The sequence below is a fragment of the Kitasatospora sp. GAS204B genome (genome assembly GCF_029892155.1).
In the GTDB taxonomy this organism is placed as follows: domain Bacteria; phylum Actinomycetota; class Actinomycetes; order Streptomycetales; family Streptomycetaceae; genus Kitasatospora.
In genome coordinates this window covers 236,578-257,586 of sequence record NZ_JARZAG010000003.1, presented here as the reverse complement: position 1 = coordinate 257,586, position 21,009 = coordinate 236,578, and the positions used below count along the sequence as shown (strand labels likewise).

Annotated in this window: 23 protein-coding genes and 1 tRNA gene; 11 read left to right on the top strand and 13 right to left on the bottom strand. The window is 71.5% G+C overall.

Going from position 1 to position 21,009, the window contains the following annotated elements:
- The first annotated feature begins 89 nt into the window (after nt 1–89).
- Complete coding sequence (locus tag P3T41_RS06230) at nt 90–1,382, top strand: ATP-binding protein (RefSeq protein ID WP_280688456.1); 1,293 nt, start codon at nt 90–92, stop codon at nt 1,380–1,382.
- Entirely contained in the window at nt 1,379–2,074 is a 696-nt protein-coding gene (locus tag P3T41_RS06225) for a response regulator transcription factor (RefSeq protein WP_280688454.1), read from the top strand. Before P3T41_RS06230 ends, P3T41_RS06225 begins: the two co-directional genes overlap by 4 nt.
- A gap of 112 nt (nt 2,075–2,186) precedes the next feature.
- Here the strand turns inward: P3T41_RS06225 and P3T41_RS06220 are convergent, their stop codons facing one another.
- On the bottom strand, nt 2,187–2,861 hold the full coding sequence (locus P3T41_RS06220) for a DUF461 domain-containing protein (RefSeq protein WP_280688452.1): 675 nt from the start codon (nt 2,859–2,861) through the stop codon (nt 2,187–2,189).
- A 486-nt stretch (nt 2,862–3,347) separates the two neighbouring features.
- Between P3T41_RS06220 and P3T41_RS06215 the strand changes: the two genes are divergently transcribed.
- From P3T41_RS06215 to P3T41_RS06190, 6 genes are all read left to right on the top strand, one after another.
- A complete protein-coding gene (locus P3T41_RS06215; protein ID WP_030244332.1) occupies nt 3,348–3,830 on the top strand; it encodes a CarD family transcriptional regulator in 483 nt (160 codons plus the stop codon).
- Nucleotides 3,831–4,123: 293 nt separating this feature from the next.
- A complete protein-coding gene (ispD, locus tag P3T41_RS06210) occupies nt 4,124–4,858 on the top strand; it encodes a 2-C-methyl-D-erythritol 4-phosphate cytidylyltransferase (RefSeq protein WP_348533630.1) in 735 nt (244 codons plus the stop codon).
- A complete protein-coding gene (ispF, locus tag P3T41_RS06205) occupies nt 4,848–5,348 on the top strand; it encodes a 2-C-methyl-D-erythritol 2,4-cyclodiphosphate synthase (RefSeq protein WP_280688449.1) in 501 nt (166 codons plus the stop codon). The genes ispD and ispF overlap by 11 nt, the downstream gene beginning before the upstream one ends.
- A 233-nt stretch (nt 5,349–5,581) precedes the next feature.
- A complete protein-coding gene (gene cysS, locus P3T41_RS06200; protein WP_280688448.1) occupies nt 5,582–6,976 on the top strand; it encodes a cysteine--tRNA ligase in 1,395 nt (464 codons plus the stop codon).
- A 112-nt stretch (nt 6,977–7,088) separates the two neighbouring features.
- Nucleotides 7,089–8,084 (top strand): 23S rRNA (guanosine(2251)-2'-O)-methyltransferase RlmB, encoded by a 996-nt coding sequence (rlmB, locus tag P3T41_RS06195; RefSeq protein WP_280688446.1) that lies wholly within the window; start codon nt 7,089–7,091, stop codon nt 8,082–8,084.
- Nucleotides 8,085–8,359: 275 nt separating this feature from the next.
- Nucleotides 8,360–10,258 (top strand): DoxX family membrane protein, encoded by a 1,899-nt coding sequence (locus P3T41_RS06190; RefSeq protein ID WP_280688444.1) that lies wholly within the window; start codon nt 8,360–8,362, stop codon nt 10,256–10,258.
- A 96-nt stretch (nt 10,259–10,354) separates the two neighbouring features.
- Here the strand turns inward: P3T41_RS06190 and P3T41_RS06185 are convergent, their stop codons facing one another.
- The 3 genes from P3T41_RS06185 to ugpC form a co-directional block, all read right to left on the bottom strand.
- Entirely contained in the window at nt 10,355–11,146 is a 792-nt protein-coding gene (locus tag P3T41_RS06185; RefSeq protein ID WP_280688442.1) for a nucleotidyltransferase family protein, read from the bottom strand.
- Between the two features lie 96 nt (nt 11,147–11,242).
- A complete protein-coding gene (locus tag P3T41_RS06180) occupies nt 11,243–11,719 on the bottom strand; it encodes a hypothetical protein (RefSeq protein ID WP_280688440.1) in 477 nt (158 codons plus the stop codon).
- A gap of 163 nt (nt 11,720–11,882) precedes the next feature.
- The gene (gene ugpC / locus P3T41_RS06175; protein ID WP_280688438.1) at nt 11,883–12,974 is read right to left on the bottom strand and encodes a sn-glycerol-3-phosphate ABC transporter ATP-binding protein UgpC; all 1,092 of its coding nucleotides are present in this window, start codon (nt 12,972–12,974) and stop codon (nt 11,883–11,885) included.
- 286 nt (nt 12,975–13,260) lie between these two features.
- Here ugpC and P3T41_RS06170 point away from each other — a divergent pair.
- Together P3T41_RS06170 and P3T41_RS06165 are read left to right on the top strand one after the other, a co-directional pair.
- Nucleotides 13,261–13,334: transfer RNA gene (locus P3T41_RS06170), tRNA-Thr, on the top strand.
- A gap of 515 nt (nt 13,335–13,849) precedes the next feature.
- Nucleotides 13,850–14,086, top strand: coding sequence for a helix-turn-helix transcriptional regulator (locus P3T41_RS06165; protein ID WP_348533629.1), 237 nt, complete (start codon nt 13,850–13,852; stop codon nt 14,084–14,086).
- A gap of 214 nt (nt 14,087–14,300) precedes the next feature.
- Here the strand turns inward: P3T41_RS06165 and P3T41_RS06160 are convergent, their stop codons facing one another.
- The 4 genes from P3T41_RS06160 to P3T41_RS06145 all read right to left on the bottom strand — a co-directional run bounded on the left by P3T41_RS06160 (nt 14,301) and on the right by P3T41_RS06145 (nt 17,599).
- Nucleotides 14,301–14,516 (bottom strand): hypothetical protein, encoded by a 216-nt coding sequence (locus P3T41_RS06160; RefSeq protein ID WP_280688437.1) that lies wholly within the window; start codon nt 14,514–14,516, stop codon nt 14,301–14,303.
- Nucleotides 14,517–14,533: 17 nt separating this feature from the next.
- A complete protein-coding gene (locus tag P3T41_RS06155; RefSeq protein WP_280688435.1) occupies nt 14,534–15,448 on the bottom strand; it encodes a terpene synthase family protein in 915 nt (304 codons plus the stop codon).
- Nucleotides 15,449–15,688: 240 nt separating this feature from the next.
- Entirely contained in the window at nt 15,689–16,867 is a 1,179-nt protein-coding gene (locus P3T41_RS06150; RefSeq protein ID WP_280688433.1) for a helix-turn-helix transcriptional regulator, read from the bottom strand.
- Between the two features lie 96 nt (nt 16,868–16,963).
- A complete protein-coding gene (locus tag P3T41_RS06145) occupies nt 16,964–17,599 on the bottom strand; it encodes an HAD family hydrolase (RefSeq protein WP_280688431.1) in 636 nt (211 codons plus the stop codon).
- Nucleotides 17,600–17,662: 63 nt separating this feature from the next.
- Between P3T41_RS06145 and P3T41_RS06140 the strand changes: the two genes are divergently transcribed.
- Entirely contained in the window at nt 17,663–17,977 is a 315-nt protein-coding gene (locus P3T41_RS06140; RefSeq protein ID WP_280688430.1) for a hypothetical protein, read from the top strand.
- 72 nt (nt 17,978–18,049) lie between these two features.
- Here P3T41_RS06140 and P3T41_RS06135 read toward each other — a convergent pair whose 3' ends face one another.
- From P3T41_RS06135 to P3T41_RS06115, 5 genes are all read right to left on the bottom strand, one after another.
- Entirely contained in the window at nt 18,050–18,382 is a 333-nt protein-coding gene (locus P3T41_RS06135; protein WP_280688428.1) for a hypothetical protein, read from the bottom strand.
- The gene (locus P3T41_RS06130) at nt 18,379–18,744 is read right to left on the bottom strand and encodes a hypothetical protein (protein WP_280688426.1); all 366 of its coding nucleotides are present in this window, start codon (nt 18,742–18,744) and stop codon (nt 18,379–18,381) included. The genes P3T41_RS06135 and P3T41_RS06130 overlap by 4 nt, the downstream gene beginning before the upstream one ends.
- 12 nt (nt 18,745–18,756) lie before the next feature.
- Complete coding sequence (locus P3T41_RS06125) at nt 18,757–19,650, bottom strand: hypothetical protein (protein WP_280688424.1); 894 nt, start codon at nt 19,648–19,650, stop codon at nt 18,757–18,759.
- A complete protein-coding gene (locus P3T41_RS06120) occupies nt 19,647–20,132 on the bottom strand; it encodes a hypothetical protein (RefSeq protein WP_280688422.1) in 486 nt (161 codons plus the stop codon). The genes P3T41_RS06125 and P3T41_RS06120 overlap by 4 nt, the downstream gene beginning before the upstream one ends.
- Before the next feature lie 345 nt (nt 20,133–20,477).
- Nucleotides 20,478–21,008: a hypothetical protein gene (locus P3T41_RS06115; RefSeq protein WP_280688420.1), complete on the bottom strand. Its 531-nt coding sequence runs from the start codon at nt 21,006–21,008 to the stop codon at nt 20,478–20,480.
- Nucleotide 21,009 lies beyond the last annotated feature (1 nt).

The following is a 21,009-nucleotide window of genomic DNA, read 5'->3' as shown; positions in this document are numbered from 1 at the left end:
CTACCTGAAGGTGAATTCTCGGCAACGCATGGTCGATGCCTTGTTCTGATGCTTACAAAGCGGCCGGTCGATGCGCTTAGGCTGGCCGCATGGACGTGAATGTGGCCGCCGCCGCTGCCTGCGCCATCGCCGGCCTCGGCGTCGGTCTCACCGCCTCCATCGCCTTCCGCTGGAGCGAGCGCGAACAGGGCCGGGGCAGCAGCAGCGGCAACGGCAAGAGAAGCAGCTCATCAGCAGTGAGCAGGCCGCTGCAGGACGCGGCGCTGCCCCCCGGCGTGGACACCGTGCTCTCGGTGCTGCGGTCCTGCGCGATCGTGCTGGGTGACGGCGACGAGGTGGTCAAGGCCAGCTCCGCCGCCTACTCGATGGGCCTGGTCCGCGGTGGCGCGGTGGCCGTCGAGCAGATGCTCGCGCTGGCCAGGGCGACCCGCCGGGACGGCGAGATCCGCCAGGCCGACCTGGACGTCCCGCGCCCGGGGGTGGCGCGCCACGGCGAGCCGCTCTCGGTCTCGGTCCGGGTCGCCCCACTCGGCTCCCGGCTGGTCCTGGTGCTGGTCGAGGACCTCACCGAGCGCCGTCGGATCGAGGCGGTCCGGCGCGACTTCGTGGCCAATGTCAGCCACGAGCTCAAGACGCCGGTGGGGGCGCTCTCGCTGCTCTCCGAGGCGGTCGCGGACGCGGCCGACGATCCGGAGGCGGTGCAGCGTTTCGCCGGCCGGATGCAGATCGAGGCCACCCGGCTGGCCAGCCTGGTCCAGGAGATCATCGACCTCTCCCGGGTCCAGGACGACCGCCTGCTGATGGACCCCGAACCGGTCCCGGTCGACGAGCTGATCGCCGAGGCGATGGACCGCTGCCGGCAGCAGGCCGCGGCCAAGCAGATCCACATCGCGGCCGGTGGCATCGCCGGCCTCCACCTCTTCGGCGACCGCGGCCAGCTCGCCGCGGCGCTCGGGAACCTGGTCGAGAACGCGGTCAACTACAGCCCGCCCCGCACCCGGGTGGCGATCGCGACCCGCCGGATAGCCAGCGCCGCCGCGATCGGGGAGGCGGACGGCGAGCTGATCGAGATCTCGGTGACCGATCAGGGCATCGGCATCTCGGAGAAGGACCGCGAGCGGATCTTCGAACGCTTCTACCGGGTGGACCCGGCCCGCAGCCGGGCCACCGGCGGTACCGGCCTGGGCCTGTCCATCGTCAAGCACGTGGCGGCCTCGCACGGCGGAACCGTCTCGGTCTGGAGCGTCGAGGGCCAAGGCTCCACTTTCACCGTCCGGCTCCCCGCCGGGCAGAACCCGGCCGCCACCGGCGGCGCGGCGAGCAGCGCAACTGACGCATCCGCAACCCCAACCCCCCTTCCTGCCCCGGAGGCCCGATCGTGACCCGAGTACTGGTGGTCGAGGACGAGGAGTCGTTCAGCGACGCTCTCTCCTACATGCTTCGCAAGGAAGGCTTCGAGGTGGCGGTCGCCGCCACCGGGCCCGACGCACTGGAGCAGTTCGAACGCAACGGCGCCGACCTGGTGCTGCTCGACCTGATGCTGCCTGGGCTGCCCGGCACCGAGGTCTGCCGCCAGCTGCGGGTGCGCTCCAACGTGCCGGTGATCATGGTGACCGCCAAGGACAGCGAGATCGACAAGGTCGTGGGCCTGGAGATAGGCGCTGACGACTACGTCACCAAGCCCTACTCGACCCGCGAGCTGGTCGCCCGGATCCGCGCGGTGCTGCGCCGCCGCGGCGAGGAGGGTGGCATCGGCAACGACGGCGGCGGCCCCGGCGCGCTGGAGGCCGGCCCGGTCCGGATGGACGTGGACCGGCACGTGGTCACCGTGGACGGTGGCAAGGTCGACCTGCCGCTCAAGGAGTTCGACCTGCTGGAGATGCTGCTGCGCAACGCGGGCCGGGTGCTCACCCGGATGCAGCTGATCGACCGGGTCTGGGGCGCCGACTACGTCGGTGACACCAAGACCCTGGACGTCCACGTGAAGCGGCTGCGCGCCAAGATCGAGCCGGACCCGGGCGCGCCGCGCTACCTGGTCACGGTCCGTGGCCTGGGCTACAAGTTCGAGCCGTAAGTCGAACCGCTCGCAGTGAGTTACGGCTGAGGGCCGCACCCCGGAGAACGGGGTGCGGCCCTCAGCTGTACGCGGGGCGCGCCACCCTTGCGCCGGGTGCGCGTCCAGGGCATCAGTGCGTGGGGCTGGAGCTGGGGGAGCCGGTGGTCGAGCTGCTCGCGGTGGCCGAGGTGCTCGCGCCCGTCGAGGCGGCGGCGGAGCCGCTCGCGGCGGGAGAGGTGGAGGCGGCGGCCGAACCGCTCGCCGAGGCCGCGGCGGAGCCGGACGGCATCACCGGGCCGAAGGACTCGTACGGGCCCTGGGCCGGGTTGACCAGCGCCGAGGCGTCGACCTTGCCCGCGCTGGAGAACGAGAACGAGGTCGGCGTGAAGCCGCCCAGGGCCAGCGTCGCGGAGGCGACCCGCGCGGACGGCTGCCCGCTGGCGCCGAGCGCCACCGCGCTGTTGGCCGGGATCACGATGCCGCCGGGCAGCGGCGCGCCCGAGGCGTCGTCGAGGGTGGCGGCGACGCCGCCGACGGTGACGTTGGTCAGCGTCTGCGGGGTGCTGCCGGTGTTGCTGATGTTGACGGTCAGGTTCGCGGGGCCGGGCTGGCCCGGGCTCTGGTCCTGGCTGACCACGACGACGATGCCGTTGAGCTTGAGGTCGGTGCCCAGTGAGGTGGCCGGCGTGTTCGGCTTGATCGTCTGAGTCTCGGCGCTGCTCCCGGCGGAGCAGGCGGACAGCGAGACGGCGGCGAGGGCGAGGACGATGGCAGCAGTGCCACCGCGTCGAAGGCTGCGGCTCACGGCGGCGCATCTCCTTGGGTCACGTGTCGGGTTGTCAGCGCTCAGCGTACCCACCACACTTATCCGCCCCTCACGGGGTGGCCCCGTGTCGCGTGCGGACCACTCCAGTGATCGGATCCGCGCCGTGCGCCAGGATCGGCCCGGCGGGTCGGGGCGAGTCGGGGCGGGTTGAAGCGGTCCGGTCGGGGCACGGTGTGGCGATGTTGTGTGTGGTTCCGGAACCGCGTCAAGATCAGATCACGATCGGGAAACGGTGAATATCCGGTGTCGACTTCAAGATCGAATGCCGATCGGCCGGGTGTTGCCCGCGCTTTCGATCGTCGCGAGAAGGGCCTCCGACCTGCGAGAAGCCGCTCACGCGGGGTGGTCGCAGCACGCCGCAGGGGTCCTTGTCAAGCCCCGAGACCGGCCCTGACCTGCGAAAACGCCCTTCGGGCGGACGGAAAAGCGTGTTATTCTGGAAAGCCACGGAAGGGGTCCTGTCACATGACGTTCAAGGTTGGCGACACGGTGGTCTACCCCCATCACGGGGCTGCACTGATCGAGGCCATCGAAATTCGCCAGATCAAAGGTGTGGACAAGACCTACCTGGTGCTGAAGGTTCAGCAGGGTGACCTCACGCTGCGCGTCCCCGCGGAGAACGCGGAGTTCGTCGGCGTGCGCGACGTGGTCGGCCAGGAGGGTCTGGACCGGGTCTTCGAGGTGCTGCGCGCACCGTACACCGAAGAGCCCACCAACTGGTCTCGCCGTTACAAGGCGAACCTGGAAAAGCTCGCGTCCGGTGACGTCATCAAGGTCGCCGAGGTCGTGCGTGACCTGTGGCGGCGGGAGCGCGAGCGCGGCCTGTCGGCCGGCGAGAAGCGGATGCTCGCCAAGGCTCGGCAGATCCTCGTCAGCGAACTGGCGCTGGCGGAGAACACCAACGAGGACAAGGCGGAGACGCTGCTCGACGAGGTGCTCGCCTCGTAGGGCGTCGCCCGTTCGCCGTGACGTACGTGTGTGGTGCGGCTGAGTGCCGTTCGACTGCGGCCGTTCAACAGCGCCCGGTGCCGAGAAGGCACTCGGGCGCTGTGGCATGCCCGGGGCCGAATGACCGCGCCCGGGTGTGACGTGTGATCTGTCGTGCTCGTAGCGTGGGGGCCTGCACACCGGTACCCGAGAGGCGGCGCCGGGGTGGAAGGGGTCCGGTGCACCGTCTGACGGGTACGCCTGGGCCATACCCACTTCGCCGAAGGAGTGAAACCCTGAACAGCACAGGAGTAGTGGCGGCGGCCGTGGTTCCGGCCGCCGGGCGGGGCGAGCGGCTCGGCCCCGGGGCGCCCAAGGCGCTGCGCGACCTGGGCGGCGCGCCGCTGCTGGTGCACGCGGTCCGCGCGCTGGCCCGCAGCCGGGCGGTCGGGCTGGTCGTGGTCGCCGCGCCGCCGCAGGGGGTCGCCGAGGTGCTGAGCCTGCTGGACAGCCACGGGTTGGACGGCAAGGACATCCGGGTGGTGGCCGGTGGCGCGACCCGGCAGGAGTCGGTCCGCCTCGGCCTGGCGGCGATCCCGGAGTCCACCGAGATCGTGCTGGTGCACGACGCGGCCCGCCCGCTGGTGCCGGTCGAGGTGGTGGACGCCGTGGTGGCCGCGGTGCGGGCCGGTGCCGAGGCCGTGGTGCCGGCCGTGCCGCTGGCGGACACCGTCAAGCGGGTCCGCCCGGTGGCCGCCGGCGAGCCGGAGCCGGTGCTCGACACGCCCGACCGCGCCACGCTGCGGGCGGTGCAGACCCCGCAGGGCTTCCGCCGCGAGACGCTGGCCGAGGTGCACGCCAAGGCGCTGACCGAGGAGGCCGCGGGCGGCTCGCCGGTGGTGACCGACGACGCCGGCCTGGTCGAGTACTACGGCGGCCGGGTGGTCGTGGTGCCGGGCCACGAGGAGGCGTTCAAGGTGACCCGTCCGCTGGACCTCGTGCTGGCCGAGGCCGTACTCGCCCGTAGGAGGGCCTCCGATGGCTTCTGACGTCCCGTCACCGATCATTCCCCGGGTGGGGATCGGCACCGATGTGCACGCCTTCGCGGACGGCGTGCCGCTCTGGGTGGGCGGCCTGCGCTGGGACGGCTACGAGCAGGGCCTGGCCGGCCACTCGGACGCCGACGTGGTCGCGCACGCCGCCTGCAACGCGATCTTCTCGGCCGCCGGGCTCGGCGACCTGGGCACCCACTTCGGCACCGGCCGCCCCGAGTGGAAGGGCGCCTCGGGGGTGACGCTGCTCACCGAGGCGGCCCGGATCGTGCGCGCGGCGGGCTTCGAGATCGGCAACATCGCGGTGCAGGTGATCGGGGTGCGGCCGCGGATCGGCAGCCGGCGCCAGGAGGCCGAGGAGGTGCTCTCGACTGCGGTCGGCGCGCCGGTCTCGCTCTCGGCGGCGACCACCGACGGGCTCGGCATGACCGGGCGCGGCGAGGGGCTGGTGGGCCTGGCCACCGCGCTGGTCTACCAGCGCGGCTGAACCGGGACCGCCATTGGGCGAACGGAACTGATGGAGGGTCAGGTGCGCGGGTGGTGGTCGGTCCGCCCGCGCAAGCCGGCCGGGCGGCTGTGGCCCCGGCTCGTGGCCGGCGCAGGGCGGTCCGGCTCGGACGAAGAAATCGGAGCCGGATCGTCCGGTTTGCCATGAACTCGTGACGGGTGGGACGCCCAAACGTCGCGGGGCATCCCCTGATTCCCACTACGCTGGACGGTGTGAGCCTTCGCCTGTACGACACCAGCACCCGCCAGGTACGCGACTTCGTCCCGCTTGTACCGGGCTGCGTCTCGATCTACCTGTGCGGTGCCACCGTGCAGGGGGCCCCGCACATCGGGCACATGCGGTCCAACCTCAACTTCGACGTGATGCGCCGCTGGTTCGCCTACCGCGGCTTCGAGGTGACGTTCGTGCGCAACGTCACCGACATCGACGACAAGGTGATCCGCAAGGAGCACGAGCTCGGCGTGCCGTGGTGGCAGATCGCCTACGCCAACGAGCGAGCCTTCGACGACGGTTACACCGTGCTCGGCTGCCTGCCGCCGACCGTGGAGCCGCGGGCCACCGGCCACATCCCCGAGATGATCGACATGATGCAGACGTTGATCGCCAAGGGCCACGCCTACGCGGCCGACGGCAACGTGTACTTCGACGTCAAGTCCTTCCCGCAGTACCTGGAGCTCTCCAACCAGAAGCTGGAGAACCTCCTGCAGCCGGAGGGCGAGGGCGAGACCGGCAAGCGCGACCCGCGCGACTTCGCCATGTGGAAGGCCGCCAAGCCGGGCGAGCCGAGCTGGACCACGCCGTGGGGCCAGGGCCGCCCCGGCTGGCACCTGGAGTGCTCGGCCATGGTGCACAAGTACCTGGGCAACGCCTTCGACATCCACGGCGGCGGGCTGGACCTGATCTTCCCGCACCACGAGAACGAGATCGCCCAGTCCAAGGCCTTCGGCGACGACTTCGCGAACTTCTGGGTGCACAACGCCTGGGTCACCATGAGCGGCGAGAAGATGGCCAAGTCGCTCGGCAACTCGGTGCTGATCTCCGAGATGGTGCAGCGCTGGCGCCCGATCGTGCTCCGCTACTACCTGGCCGGCCCGCACTACCGATCGATGATCGAGTACAGCGAGGAGTCGCTGCGCGAGGCCGAGGCCGGCTTCGCCCGGATCGAGGGTTTCATCCAGCGGGTGGTCGAGCTCTGCGGTCCGGTCGAGCCGGCCGCCGAGGTGCCGCCGGCCTTCGCCGAGGCGATGGACGACGACTTCGGCGTGCCGCAGGCGCTGGCCGTGCTGCACACCGCCGTTCGGCAGGGCAACAGCGCGCTGACGGCGGACGACAAGGAGAACGCGGTAGCGCGACTCGCCGAGGTCCGTGCGATGCTCGGAGTGCTGGGGCTCGACCCGCTCGACCCGCAGTGGACCGGCACGGAGCGCGGCGAGGACCTGCACGGGGTCGTCGACTCGCTGGTCCGGCTGGTCCTGGACCAGCGCCAGGCGGCCCGGGAGCGCAAGGACTTCGCCACCGCGGACGCCATCCGTGACCAGCTGGGCCTGGCCGGCCTGGCGATCGAGGACACCCCGTCCGGCCCGCGCTGGACGATCAGCAACCAGTAGCCCCGCGCGTACTCGCAGGGCGCCGGTGGGCCGTACTCCGAGGAGTCTCGACGAGCCTCGACCAGTACGGCCCATCGGCATGACGCAGACGGATAGAACAGGAAGTATCGCCATGGCCGGCAACAGCCAGCGCAGGAACGCACGCAACCCCGGATCGAAGAAGGGCGCGAGCGTCGGGACCGGCGGCCACAGCCGGAAGGCACTGCAGGGCAAGGGCCCGACCCCGCCCGGTGAGGCCCGCAAGGGGCACCCCAAGCAGCGGGCCGCCAACGCCGCGGTCAAGCGCGAGCGGGACGCCAAGGCCCGGGCCGGCATGCGCCGCTCCGGCGGTGGCGGCCGCGGCGGGCGCGGCGGCGCGGGTGCCGCCGAGCTGGTGGTCGGCCGCAACTCGGTGGTCGAGGCACTGGTCGGCGGCGTGCCGGCCAGCGCGCTCTACGTGATGCAGTTCATCGACACCGACGACCGGGTGCGCGAGGCGTTCCAGGCCGCCAACGAGCGGGGCATCCCGCTGATGGAGGCGCCGCGCCCGCAGCTGGACCAGATGACCGGTGGCCTCAACCACCAGGGCCTGGTGCTGCAGGTCCCGCCCTACGAGTACGCGCACCCCGAGGACCTGCTGGGGGCGGCCGCCGACCTGGGCGAGGACGCGCTGGTCATGGCGCTGGACGGGGTCACCGACTCGCGCAACCTGGGCGCCGTGGTCCGGTCGGCCGCGGCGTTCGGCGCGCACGGCGTGGTGATCCCCGAGCGGCGGGCGGCCGGCATGACGGCCGGTGCCTGGAAGACCTCCTCGGGCGCCGCGGCCCGGCTGCCGGTGGCCCGGGCGACCAACCTGACCCGGGCGCTGCAGGCCTACCAGAAGGCCGGGCTGCTGGTGGTCGGCCTGGCGGCGGACGGCGAGGCGGAGATCGGCGACCTGGAGGCGCTGACCGGTCCGGTGGTGATCGTGGCAGGCAGCGAGGGCAAGGGACTGTCCCGGCTGGTCGCGGAGACCTGTGACATCCGGGTGCGGATTCCGATGCCGGGTCAGACCGAGTCGCTGAACGCCGGCGTCGCGGCCGGGATCGTGCTCTACGAGGCGGCGCGGCTGCGGGCCAAGGTGGGGTGAGGCGGGCGGCGCTCGAGGGTCGGTGGCCGGTGAGACGGCGCTGCTCGACGGTCGGTGGCCTGACGGTGACGGGTTCTTTCCGAGTCTGATCCGAACGGTCACCATCCCGCGCGAGACTGACCGGATCCGTCAGCCACGCCCGGGAGTTGCACCCGGGAGAGTGTCCTAACCGGGTGTCACCCGGTTAGAGGGGTGTGGACACCAGAACACCTCGGCGCCCCCGGTTCGGCCAAGCGACAGGGATAGAGGCTGAGCCCACCCTCAGCACCGTCAAGGTGCCGAGCGATCCCGCTCGGCTCAGCAACACCCAGGTCAGCTTCCGGCTCAGACTGCCCGCGCCGCTCGCGCCGCTGCTCGACGCGCCGCCGCCGGTGGCGGTGCCGTACGCGGACTCCTTCGGGCGGCCGTACGCGGCGTTGACGTACGGCGGCCGGCCCGGGCTGGTCCGGGCCGGGAGCGCGGACGGCGGTGCCGGATCGCTGGCCGGTGCCGGAGCGCTGGCGGGAGCCGGGTCCGCGCTGGGCGGCTCGACGGCGCTCGGCGCGCCACGGCGCAAGGGCCGGGTCACCGCCGTCACCTGGAGCGGTCAGGCGGCGCCGGGCGACCTGGCGGCCACTCAGCTGCTGGACGCGGTGCGGCTGAACACCGTGCCCGCGCCGGCGGGCGGCCCGGCCTCGGCCGGGGCGCTCTCGGGCGGCGGGTCCTCGCTGGGCGGGTCCTCGATCGGCGGGTCCTCGGTGGGCCTGGTCGATTCCGAGGAGACCCAGCCGCTGGAGGCCGTGCCCGGCTGGGACGACGCGCCGGTCGGCGGCTCGTACGGCTACGGCGGCCACCACGGCTCCTACAGCGGGCGTGGTGCGGTGCCCCGGCAACCGCACGGCTGGGCGGCGGACGAGCCGCCCGGCCCCCGCACGCCGCCCGGGTCCGCCACGCCGGAGCGGCCCGCCGAGCCGCGCCGGGAGCGGACCCGCGCGGCGGGTTGGCAACCTAGCGGGGAACTGCCCGAGTACTCGGCCGCCGCCATGGCGGGCGAGTCGAGCCGGCACGCCTGGCACCCCGGTCGGAAGGTCGACCTCGGGCTGGTGCTGCTGCCGCTGCGGGTGCTGCTCGGCTCGCTCTCGGTCTACGCCGGCTTCAGCAAGATCTGCGACCCGGTGTACTTCGACGGCGGCGACCGCGGCTCGATGATGCGCTGGCTCGCCTCGCTGCACGCGTGGAAGGCGGCCCAGCCGCTGCTGGACTTCGCCATGGCGCACCCGGTCGGGGCCGGCCTCGGCGTGGCGTTCACCGAGATCGTGGTCGGCGTGCTGTCGCTGCTCGGGCTCTGGCAGCGGCTGGCCGCCGGAGCCGCGATGCTGCTCTCCGCCGCGCTGCTCTTCACGGTGAGCTGGCGCGCCGTGCCGGTCTACGACACGCCCGACCTGATCTTCCTGGCGGCCTGGAGCCCGCTGCTGATCGCCGGCGCGCCGTTCGCCTCGCTGGACGGCCGGATCGCGCTGGATGCCTGGCGCCGGTACGGCCCGCAGGCACCCAGGGCGGTGCGCCGCCGGGTGCTGCGCCGGGGCACCGTGGCGGCCGTCGTGGTGATCGGGCTGACCCTGCTGCTCGGTTCGCTGCTGGGCGCCGCCGTGCGCACCGGCGGGCGGCCGCAGCCCGGCCCCGGCCAGCCACCGACCGACTACGGCACGCCGGTCTGGCCGGCCACCACCGGTCGCTCGGGCGTGTCGCAGGCTCCCGTGGTGCCCGTCCCGGCAGTGCCGGGCGGCGGGGCGGCCACCGGCCACGGGGCAGGGACACCGTCGGCGGCGCCGTCCGCGTCGTCCTCAGCCGCACCCTCGGCCGGGAAGAGCGCCAAGGCGCACCCGTCCACGTCCACCCGGGGCGCCACGAGTGAGGGCTCCGGGGCCGGCAACGCGACCGGGCAGGGCGGTTCGACCGCCGGCGCGCCCGGCCCCGGCACGACCCCCGCCGGCGGCGGGGCGCCGGCGTCGGGCGGCAGCCAGGGCACCGGGTCCGGGGCGAGCACCCGGGCACCCAAGTCCAGCCCGAGCGACGGGCTGATCGGCGGGGTGCTGGGCAGCGGCCCGCCGCAGCTGCGGCTGCCGTCGACGCTGGGGATGCCGGGTCCAGGGACCTCGGCGGACGGCTCCTCAGGGCGCGCGCCGCTGGCCTGAACCGGCGGGTGCGTCACGGGCCCCTTTGCTCCGTTCCGGCCGGAACGGAGCAAAGGGGCCCCTGACTTGTTCTGGGAGTTGTTCTGGGAGCGGGGATCAGTCCTGCCGGGCTGCGGCGAGCTCCTTGGCGGCCTCGATGAGGTCCTTGGCGGTGTCGATCGCCCGCCAGTAGACGCCCTGCGGCAGCTGGTAGCCCGCGAGCCGCTTGGCACGGGCGAGTTGCGGGAAGGTGGTGCGCTCGTGGTCGCCCACGTCGGGCAGCAGCTCGGCGAAACCGGCCGCGAAGACGTAGAGCCCGGCGTTGATCAGGAACGGGGAGGGCGGCGCCTCGATGAAGTCCAGGATGTTGCCGAACTGGTCGGTCTCCACCGCGCCCCAGGGGATCCGGGGCCGGGCCAGCGCGAGGGTGGCCAGGGCGTCCCGCTCGTGGTGGAAGGCGGCCATCTCGCGCAGGCTGAACCGGGTCCAGATGTCCCCGTTGGTGGCGTACCAGGGCTCGTCCGGGCGCGGCAGCGCCTTCGAGGCGAACTTCAACCCGCCGCCCCGGCCCAGCGGTTCGGCCTCGACCACGGTGCTGGCCCGGAGCGGCAGGTCGGCCTGGTCCAGCCAGGCCTGCAACACCTCGGCCAGATGGCCGCAGGAGATCACCACGTCGGTCACGCCTTCGGCTGCCAGCCAGGCGAGTTGGTGTCCGACGATCGGCGTACCGGTGCCGGGGATCTCGACCAGCGGCTTGGGCCGGTCATCGGTGTACGGGCGCAGCCGCGAGCCCTGACCGCCGGCCAGGATCACGGCCTGCGTGACGGTGGCCGCAGGGGTCGGGGCGACCAGAGGGCTCGGGCTGGCAAACGGCGCGGAAGGGGGCGCGGGGAGGTCGAAGCCGGTCATGGGCAGCAGGATAGGCCTGGATGCCGCTCACCGGGTTCGGCCTCGGGTGGCGTGCGGGTGGTCCTGGGGTGACGTGCGGACTCCGCTGACGGTGCGTCAGCCCGCGATGCCGGCCGCGAAGGAGCCGTCGCAGACCGGGCGGGCGAAGGACCGGGCGCGCTGCACGTCGCCCTGGTACAGCTTCAGCGTCGCCTGGCCCAACTCCTTGGCGAGCGTGCTGCAGTACGGGGTGAGCGCGGGCTGCGCGGTCATGCTGCGGTCCAGCAGGTCCAGCGCCGCGGCGGCGCCACGGGACCGCAACTCCTGCATCAGGTCGGTGCGCAGGGCGTCCTGCGGCGACATGCCCGAGTGGCTGGTGGCACCGCCGCCGTTGGTGGCACCGGTGACGTCGGCGGTGGTGGCGGTGCGGCCGATGCCACCGCCGACGCCGCTGGAGGCGGCCACCACCTGCTGGTTGTCGTTCACCGGCGGCGCCCAGGCCACTCGGGTCACGGCGAGGGTGCCGGTGGTCACGAGGACCACGGGCAGGGTGAGGGCGATGGTCTGGCCGATGCGGCGAACGAGCTGCTTCACGCCAGTGAGGTTAGCGCCGTATGACGCCCCGCAGGCACTCCGTCACACGGATGAGTGACGCAGCGGCGCGGCCCCGTCGGACGGGTGTCCGACGGGGCCGCGCGCGGTCGTTCGGTTGTGCGGAGCTGCCTGTTCGATCCGGGGCTTCGATCAGGGGCTTCGATCAGGCGCTGAGGCGCTCGCCCGTGCTGGTCGAGAAGACGTGCGTCTCGCCGCCGGTCGGGACCACGTTGATGGTCTCGCCCTTCTGCGGGATCTGCCGGCCGTGGACCCGCACCACGATGTCCACGTCCGTGCCGCTGACCTTGGTGGAGCCGTAGACGAACCCGTCCGCGCCGAGTTCCTCGACCACGTTGACCGTGACGGCCACGCCCTCGATCCCGCCGTCGGAGACGATCTCGAAGTGCTCCGGGCGGATCCCGACGGTCACCGTCTTGTCGCTGCCGGCGCCGGCCAGGTGCTCGCGGTCGATGTTGATCACCGAGCCGCCGAACTTCACGCCGCCGTCCACCAGCGGGACGTCGACCAGGTTCATCGCGGGCGAGCCGATGAAGCCGGCCACGAAGACGTTGGCGGGCTTGTCGTACATCCGGCGCGGGGTGTCGACCTGCTGGAGCAGCCCGTCCTTGAGCACCGCGACGCGGTCGCCCATGGTCATGGCCTCGGTCTGGTCGTGCGTCACGTAGACCGTGGTGATGCCCAGGCGGCGCTGCAGGCCGGCGATCTGGGTGCGGGTCGAGACGCGGAGCTTGGCGTCCAGGTTGGACAGCGGCTCGTCCATCAGGAAGACCTGCGGCTCGCGGACGATCGCCCGGCCCATCGCGACACGCTGGCGCTGACCGCCGGAGAGCGCCTTCGGCTTGCGGTCCAGGTAGTCGGTCAGGTCGAGGATCTTCGCGGCCTCCTCGACCTTCTTGCGGATCTCGGCCTTGTTGACGCCGGCGATCTTGAGCGCGAAGCCCATGTTGTCGGCGACGGTCATGTGCGGGTAGAGCGCGTAGTTCTGGAACACCATCGCGATGTCCCGGTCCTTGGGCGGCAGGTGGGTCACATCCCGCTCGCCGATCCGGATGGCGCCACCGTTGACGTCCTCCAGACCGGCCAGCATCCGCAGGCTGGTCGACTTGCCACAGCCGGAGGGGCCGACCAGCACGAGGAACTCGCCGTCCTCGATGTGCAGGTCCAGCTCGTCGACGGCGGGCTTGGTGCCGCCCGGGTAGAGGCGGGACGCCTTGTCGTACGTGACAGAAGCCATGATGGTGCGTCTCCTTCACCGGCAGGAACGTGCCGGACGATCCGAGTAAAGGGGTGAGTGGTGCGGGCCGGTCCTCGTCTGTCCGATGGTCTGGACCACTCGAGAACCCGCTCCGGCCGAGGCTACCCGCCCCTTTCCCCCTTGTCAGCCCCTCTCACCGCCCACCCTCATACCGGTCCGGTCACACTCCCGCCGATCTCCCCGGGCCATCCACCCCACCGCGCCCGCCCCTGCCGGTAGACTGCGACCCGGTTGCCGCCATGGCCTCGCCGTGGACGGTCGCCGTGCCTCCTTAGCTCAGTTGGCCAGAGCACCGCTCTTGTAAAGCGGGGGTCGTCGGTTCGAACCCGACAGGGGGCTCGCGTATCTGACCTGCTGGGGAGCCCCGAACGAGATCATGGTTCGGGGCTCTTCTTGATCTTGAGAGTCCGCATAAAGTCCACAACCCCCCCGATCGAGATTCAATAACGCCCCTGGTCAAGTCAGCTCCATCCCGTAGAGTGACTGCTGTAGGGGCGGCCATGTTGGCACGGCCGGATACGCCCCCTTCGCGTGGCCGTGGAAGGGCCGGGGAGGACACTCGGGCCCGACCACGGGAGAGCCCCCGTCGCTTACGTCGACGGGGGCTCTCTTGCGTACACACTAAACCGCCCCGGCGCGAGTGCGCGCCGGGGCGGGACGCCGGCATGCGGCGTCTAACGGGCCCGAGGGGATACGCAACCTCCCGAGCCCGCTCCGTACGCTCCAATCGGCCGAGTGAGGCCGTCGGAGCCGCTTCCTTGATGCCCAGGCCCTGGCGGCGTACACCTGATGACCTGGCATTTTGCCGCATATTTGCGGCTGACATTCGATCATGGACCGGTCAGCGTGACTAGGTGCCGACCGACCTTCCTATCTGGGTGCTCGACCAGCGAAAGCAGGTCGGGCGCCGCGTCCGCGCCTTGCGGACCGAGCGGGGCTGGTCCCAGGAGCGCCTCGCCGAAGCGTCAGGAGTGCACCGGCATACCGTCTACCGCACTGAGCTGGCCACGCACTCCGCATCACTGGACGCCCTCATGCTGATCGCGCGAGCACTCGGCGTTCCTGCGTCGCAGCTACTCCGCGACGAGTAAGCCGGCCGGAGCGCGCGAGCGGCGGGGTGGTGCTCATCGGGGCGATGCTCCTCTGGTGGTGCAGCTTTCGCCGGTAATCGGACAAACCGGCGCGCGCAGCATACGCGCCGCCGGTGAACGCCCGCCACGCGGGTTGGGCCCGTGCCAGCCGCTGTCCTTCGGATTCCACCAGCGGCCGGCACGGGAGTCTGTTGGGCGGCCATGAACGCCCGGGTCAGCTCGAGCAGCGGCGCCGGGCCAGGGACCGCGCGAGCAGCGGGGCAGGGACCGCGCGACGGCGCGGCAAGCTGAGCTCGGCGGCCAGGTGGTCGACGATCCCCTCATGCACCTGCCGCATGTCGGCGAGCAGCGGATCCAGCACGTCCACCGCAGCGCCATCCACCGCAGCGGCCTGCAGCAGCCGACCGAGGCCATGCAGCTCATCGAGCAACCGATCCTGGCGCCGCGTCACCGCGCCACCGCCGCCGGGGCCGCGAGTGCGTACCGGGAGCTGATGTGCGTCCAGGCGGTCAGCGCCAGCAGGAACCGATCCAGCGCAGCCGCGAACCCGATGGTGACAGGGGAGACTCCCCCCGGGTCGTCCAGGCGGGCATCGTCGCGGATAGCGGTCAGCAGAAACTGGAAGCGAATCTGCTCGGCATCCAGTTGCTCGCGCACGTGTCGCCGGGCTGCCAGCTCCGTTGACCCAGTCGTGCGGGCCAGCGCTGCCTGCGCGGTGAACCTGTCATCGGTGGAGGCGGCGAGGTCGTTCGTCAGGGTGCCGACGGCGGAGAACGCGTCGAGCAGCCGGTGCACGAGGAGCCCGTCCCAGTCCGGCGTGACGCACCCCAGAGCCAACTCGCACCACATCGCCGCGAGCAGCATCCCGCCGTCGACCGGCCGCAGCGTCAGATACTGGCGCAGCGACGGCGTACGGGCCGGCCGGGTCCAGCCCTCCAATTTGTCGGCCGCAGCGCGCAGCCACGCGTCCAGTTCGGACGCGTACCGGTCCCACCACCCGGACGGCATCGACGGCCGGGTCCGCTGGACAAGGTCGGCGAGCGCCCGGGTGATCGGCTGATCGACGTCCTCGGGGGGATCGCCGTCCAGGACATCCGCGAGCCGGCCGACGAGAGCCCGAATGATGCGGCTGTCGGCGTCTCGCAGCTCCGTGTCGAACACGTCGTCGGCGCGCCACGTCCACAGACCCCAGCACGCGGCCAACTCCAGCGGTTCGCCGGTCGAACCCCGCCACGCGGCAAGGAACAAGGGCACGTAGCCGTGCTTCAGGAAGGCGGCCGGGTCCGGGTGCAGGGCGTGCCGCTCCAGGAAGGCGTGGGCCGCCCGGTGCAGGCCTGGATGCCGGGTGTCGGTCATCTCCATCAGGACTCCTCCCCGGCGTGCTCGGGGCAGGCCACGACCGGCCAGCCGAGCCGGGCCCGACCGGACTCGGTATAGACAACGCCTGCCGCGGTGAGTGGGCCCTGCGTCTGGCCGCAGGTGATGCATGCTTCGCCGTGGAGGCGGGCGGGGCTTATGGTTCCGGCGGGAGCGGGTGCTGTGGTCACATAGGGATAATCGGCCGCCAACAGGGGCCGAAGTGTCACAACCTGTGGCACTTGTTCAGACGGCGCGAGCCCATTGGCAGAACGCGCGCAGTTCCTCGTTTCGGCCTCGGGACAGGCGTAGGAGGGTTGCCAGCTCGGCCCGCACCTGCCCGTGCTCGCGGACGTGCTGTGGCGCGATCCGCCGGGCAACCTGGAGCGATTCGAGGGCATGTTCGCGCTGGCCCAGCTGCATCTGCGCGCGGCCGAGGTCGATGTAGTAGTGCGAGCGACGCTCGGCCGGCAACGTGCGCGGGGGTGCCCACCGGTTGGCCTCAGTGACTGCCCGGGCGAGGTCGGCCGGATCAGCGAGCTCGACCGCGACTGCCAGCCTGTGAATCTGCAACGAGTCCGGGCCGACCGCGGTCCCGTCGTATAGGCGCTCTGGGACGCTGGTGGCGAGATGGTCGGCGGCCGTTAGGTGCTCACGGGCGCGGCCGGAGTCCCGGAGGCGTCCGGCGACCACAGCAGCCCGCATGTGGAGGGCGGCAGCCGCTGCGGCGAGCGGCACCGTGGTGGGAGCGGGGAGTGCCGCCGTCGCGGCATCCAACGCCCGCAGGCCGGCGTCGAGTCGGTGGGACGCGAAGAACACCTCCATGCGGACGTACGCGGCCGCAGCCAGCAACGCCGGGTCCCCGGCGATTGCGGCCGCCCAGCGCATCAGATCCACGAGACGCGCCGACAGGTCGACATAGCCGTACTTGTAAGCCACGGCATCGGCGGCGCGCAGTGCAAGCGCCAGGAGCCGGGCAATGCACCGCCGCTCGTGGCCGGTGGCCGCGTCCAGTGCCCGAAACAGCTCCTCCAAGACCTCGGGTGCCTGCTCGGCGAGTTGGCCGTAGCGAGATTGGACGCGGTGCTGAGTCAGCTCGTCAACTGCGGTGCCCAGTGACGCGATCGACCTGATCGGCCCAGAGTCCGGGAGATCATAGGCGGCGATGACGCTCTGGATGACAGGGATCACGCGATGGACCCGGCTGTCGGTGCGACCGGGACCGCCAAGCAACTCGTCTGCTGTGGTGCCCAGAGCTTCGGCAAGCGCGCCCAATACCGCGTCGCTCGGTGTACGCTCGCCGCCCTCCAGCTTGCGGAGCATGCTGACCGACACCCCTGATGCTTCGTACACTTGAGCGCGTGTCAGCCCAGCTAGGGCGCGTGCTGTGGCGATTCGGTATCCGAGCAGGACGGCACTGGGCATACTGGACTCCGTTCCGTGCGACCACTCGGAACGGTACCCGGGCCTGCACGGCCCGGGTACTCAAACCGCCTCAACACCGCGTGGTGGAGCGGTTCTTCATACTGGCTTGGTCAGCCCGTCGGCCAGCTCGCTCAGCGAGTCGACGGTCCAGTCCGCCAATGGGCTTGCTGTGGTGAGGCCGATCGGGCCGCGGCGAAGGTGCGCGGTGCGGAGCCCCGCCGCTCGGGCTGGAACGATGTCGTTCGCTGGGTGGTCACCGACGTAGACGATCTCCCCGGGCTGGTAGCCGGTCCAGGCGATGATGTGGTCGAAGAACGCAGGGTTCGGCTTGGAGACTCCCCACTCGGCGCTCACGGCAATGCCGTCGACTGGCAGCATCAGCTGACGCAGGCACTCGGCAGCGCGGACGTTCTGGTTGCCGGCGACCCCGACCCACAGGCCACTGTCCTTCAGCTGCTGGAGCGCGACCCGTACGTCGGGGTACAGGTCGGTTTCGTCGAGACGCTCGTCGTGGCCTGCGGCCCGTCGCGCTTCCCACTCTGCTGGCACGTTGCAGCCCGGTTTGACGATCCGGATCGCCTCGGCGTTGTCGAGGCCCTGGGTGAGGACGCTGCCGACCAGGGCGGACATGGTGTGCGACGGCACGCCGAGCCAGTTGGCCCAGTCGGTCCAGTAGCGGGTATCGCTGGTCAGGGTTTCCCCTACGTCGAAAACGACGGCCTTGATCGCCATGGCGGCAGCGTAGTGGAGAGGGTCCGCGCAGGTAATCGAACACGTGAGCGATATCCTGGAGTCGTGCAGCACCATCCCGAGCCCGAGCCGCAGCGGTACCCGGGCGACATCGCCCGCGCGCCCGAGCCCGAGCTGCTCGGACCGGGCATGTCGCCCCAGCGCGACACCTGGCAGATCGTGATCATCTGCATCGAGGGCGAGTGGCGCCCCGCGCTCCTCACCCAGTGGCGGCGACTCCCCAGCGGCTGGGCAGCCCACGTCCGCTGGCGCCAGGAACCCCACGATCCCGTCGGCGGCTGGGCGTGGATCATGCACGACCCCACCCGGCTCCAGCCCCTCACCCCCGACGGCATCGACAACGCCGGCCTCGGCGAATAGCCAGCCCACGCGGCCGCTGCCTGACCCCGGACACGACGAAGCGCCCCGCCTCCAGAGCTGCGGGGCGCTTGTCTACTCCTCGGGGCTGCTGACTCCTACCTTGGCCGCGACGCGGTCGACCGCATCCCGGAGGCTTCCTCCCGAGTTGGGGTGCAGCTCGTGTTCGACGGCGACCAGGCGCTGCTCGATTCCGCCGAGCCGGGCCATCACCCCGTCGTGGCCAGGGACGCCCGGCCGGGCCGGGACCCCATGCCAGTCATCGGCGAACTCGTCCAGCCGCTGCAGGATCCTGTGCGCGCCCCGAGTTACCCGCCACAGCAGGGCGGCAGCACCGGCAATCGCCGTCAGTGCCACGGACCACAGCGCCAGCTGGTCGAGGCCGGCGATACCGGTGCTGTCGCTCATGCGCCGCTCGCCAGGCCCGGGGCCGGGCTGTCCGGCACGGCCGGCTGCACCGGAGCAGCCGCCGGCACCACGGCGACGGGCGGGGCAACCGCCAGCGGCGCCTGGGCGGCGTCGGACACAGCAGCGACCGGCGCGGTGGCGACGCTGGCCGACCGCGGCGAGTGCGGCGCCGCCCAACCAGCAAGCAGCACCGCCAGGGGCGGCGCGAGCAGCGTGACGATGGACTGGGCCCACTGCGGGAGCGGCGCGAGGAGGCTGCTGTTCGCGCCGACGGAGTTGAGTCCGGTGATGACGACACCGAGCAGGGCGGCGGTAAGTGCGCTGGCCCGGACCTTGGCCTCGATGGGGGCGGCGTTGGCCATGATGATCTCCTGTCAGGAAGAAGGGGTCGGGGTGGGGCCTGCGACCTGGACGTCTACGTGCACCACAGCCGCGGCGATCGCGGCCTGCACGGCGGCCACGACTGTGGCCGTGTCGACGCCCGGATGGGCGGCGGTGAGCTGGGTAGCCAGGGTCGTCACGGCCGCGCTGAGCGCCGTCACCTGCTGGCCGAGCGCGGCGATCTGCGTTCCGGCCTGCTTGGCGCCGTTGATGCACTCGCCGACGGTGGGGATGTAGGTGCCGCCCTTGCCGTCCGGGATACCCGCGTAGGCGGGCATCGGAGCGGAGAGGAGCGCTGCGGGCAGGCCATCGATCTTGTCGTCGGCGCTCGCGGCGCCATGCAGGGCATCCGACACGGACGGCACGTAGCCGCCCGGCAGCGCCGGGAGCCGGGCGTTCAGCAGGTCGTCAGGGGTCACATCATCCTCCGGGGTTGGGTCGACGCCGGGCCAGTAGTCGGCGACGGAGCTCAGGTCGTACGGGCCCGGGTCCTGGTACTGCTTCGCGATGGCGCCGGCCGGGATGGTCGGGTTGTTGTCGTACTGGGCGATCCAGTAGTGCGGCTCGGCGACGCCTGCCGACTGGAACGCGGACCGTACTGCTGGCCACGTTGACGTGTCGCAGTACACCGTCGGATCGACGCCCGCGGCGCGCCGCATCTGGACCCAGCCCGGCGCCTGAGCGGGCGTGGCGTCGCCCGTCTCGACGTCCAGCACCTGACCCAGGTCGTCGTGGGCGAACACGGCGATCTCAACGACCGTGGCGCCGGGGAACCGGGCTCGGAACGCCGCGACGTTCTGGTAGTAGCCGTCCCCGTAACCGGCCACCAGCGTCGCACCGGCGGGGACGTTGGCTGCGGTCACGGCGTCGTACATCGTGCGCGTCACGGGGCGGCCTCCCCCGGGGTATCCGGCGTGGCGACGCCGAGGTGGTTGGCCACGGACTGGAGTAGCCCGCGTACGGCCTCGACGTCCTCGAAGGTTTTCGCTGAGCGGGCGTCGCTCGCCTCGTTCTGCAGGTTTTGCCCCACCATCAACGCGGGCAGCAGCACCAGCTGGATGTAGTTCTGGCAGATCCACGTGATCAGGTAGATGAACCCCAGCGTCAGCATGTACGCCGGGACGAGCGGCACGTGTATGCCCATCAGGTGGAGCGTCGCCGGCAGGCTCAGGAGCGCGAGCACGGTGAACAGCCAGAAGCAGCTCATCGTCCCGACGTTCTTCGTGATCCACACGGCCAGCGCTTTGTTCAGCCGCTGGTAGCGGGTCGCCACCGGGTGATGGTCCAGCGTCCGCAGGTGCACGTCGTGGCCGGACTGCGTCGTACCGAAATGCGGCTCGGTCGGCGGGGGCGGCATGTTGGTGCTCATAGAGGCTCCCGAATCTAGGAGGCCGACACGGTCCAGCCGGTCGACAGGGTCACGGTCTGGACCGCCGGGGGCGGCGTGGGCAGCGGTTCAGGGGTGCAGTTGCAGCCCGGCAAGTGCGCCAGGTCTGGCGCGGTGCAAGCGGGCGCATGCACGTGGGACGCCAGGTCCAAGGCCATGGCGTGCTGCGTGCACGCGAACACGGCCTGGACTGCGGGCAGCGACTCGGGGTCGGCGGGGGCCACGCGGCGCTGCCACTGCACAACGACAGGGTTGGTGCAGCCGCCGAGCCCGCAGGCTGCCGCAGGTGCCGGACTTGAGGGGACGGACACGGGGTTGCTCCTCTTCTCACGCGTGCAGCCAGATCACGGACATGCCGCAGTTGCCGGGGTTCGTGTTGAGAGCTCCGCCGCTGGACTGGTAGGCGTAGCCCTCGACGTAGTCAGTGGCAACGAGTTGGATGATCGCGGTGCACTGGATGGCCGCGTTGATGTCGGTGTGCGAGCAGTCCGTGCCGGACTGGATCAGCTTGATCGCGGTGCCGTTCTTGTGGATCTCGATCAGGCGGGAGCCGGTGGCGCTCGCAACGAATCCCAGGCTGACGATGACGAGATACCAGCCCGGCACCGCCAACTGACAGGTGTACCGCGAGTTGTTGGTGACGTTGTCGTGGCCGGTGTACGTGTCGGTGAGGGTGGTGTTGATCCCGATCGCGGTCAGCGTGGTGTTGGGGATCGACTGGGCGGCCGACTGGTAGCCCTCGAAGATCGGCGGGTTCGCCAGGAAGTTCACCGCATCGGTGATGTCGGCCTCGTAGGTGGTGGCGGTGACACGGGAGCCGGCTGCGCGGATCGGTGGGGCCGGAACTGCGAGAACCACG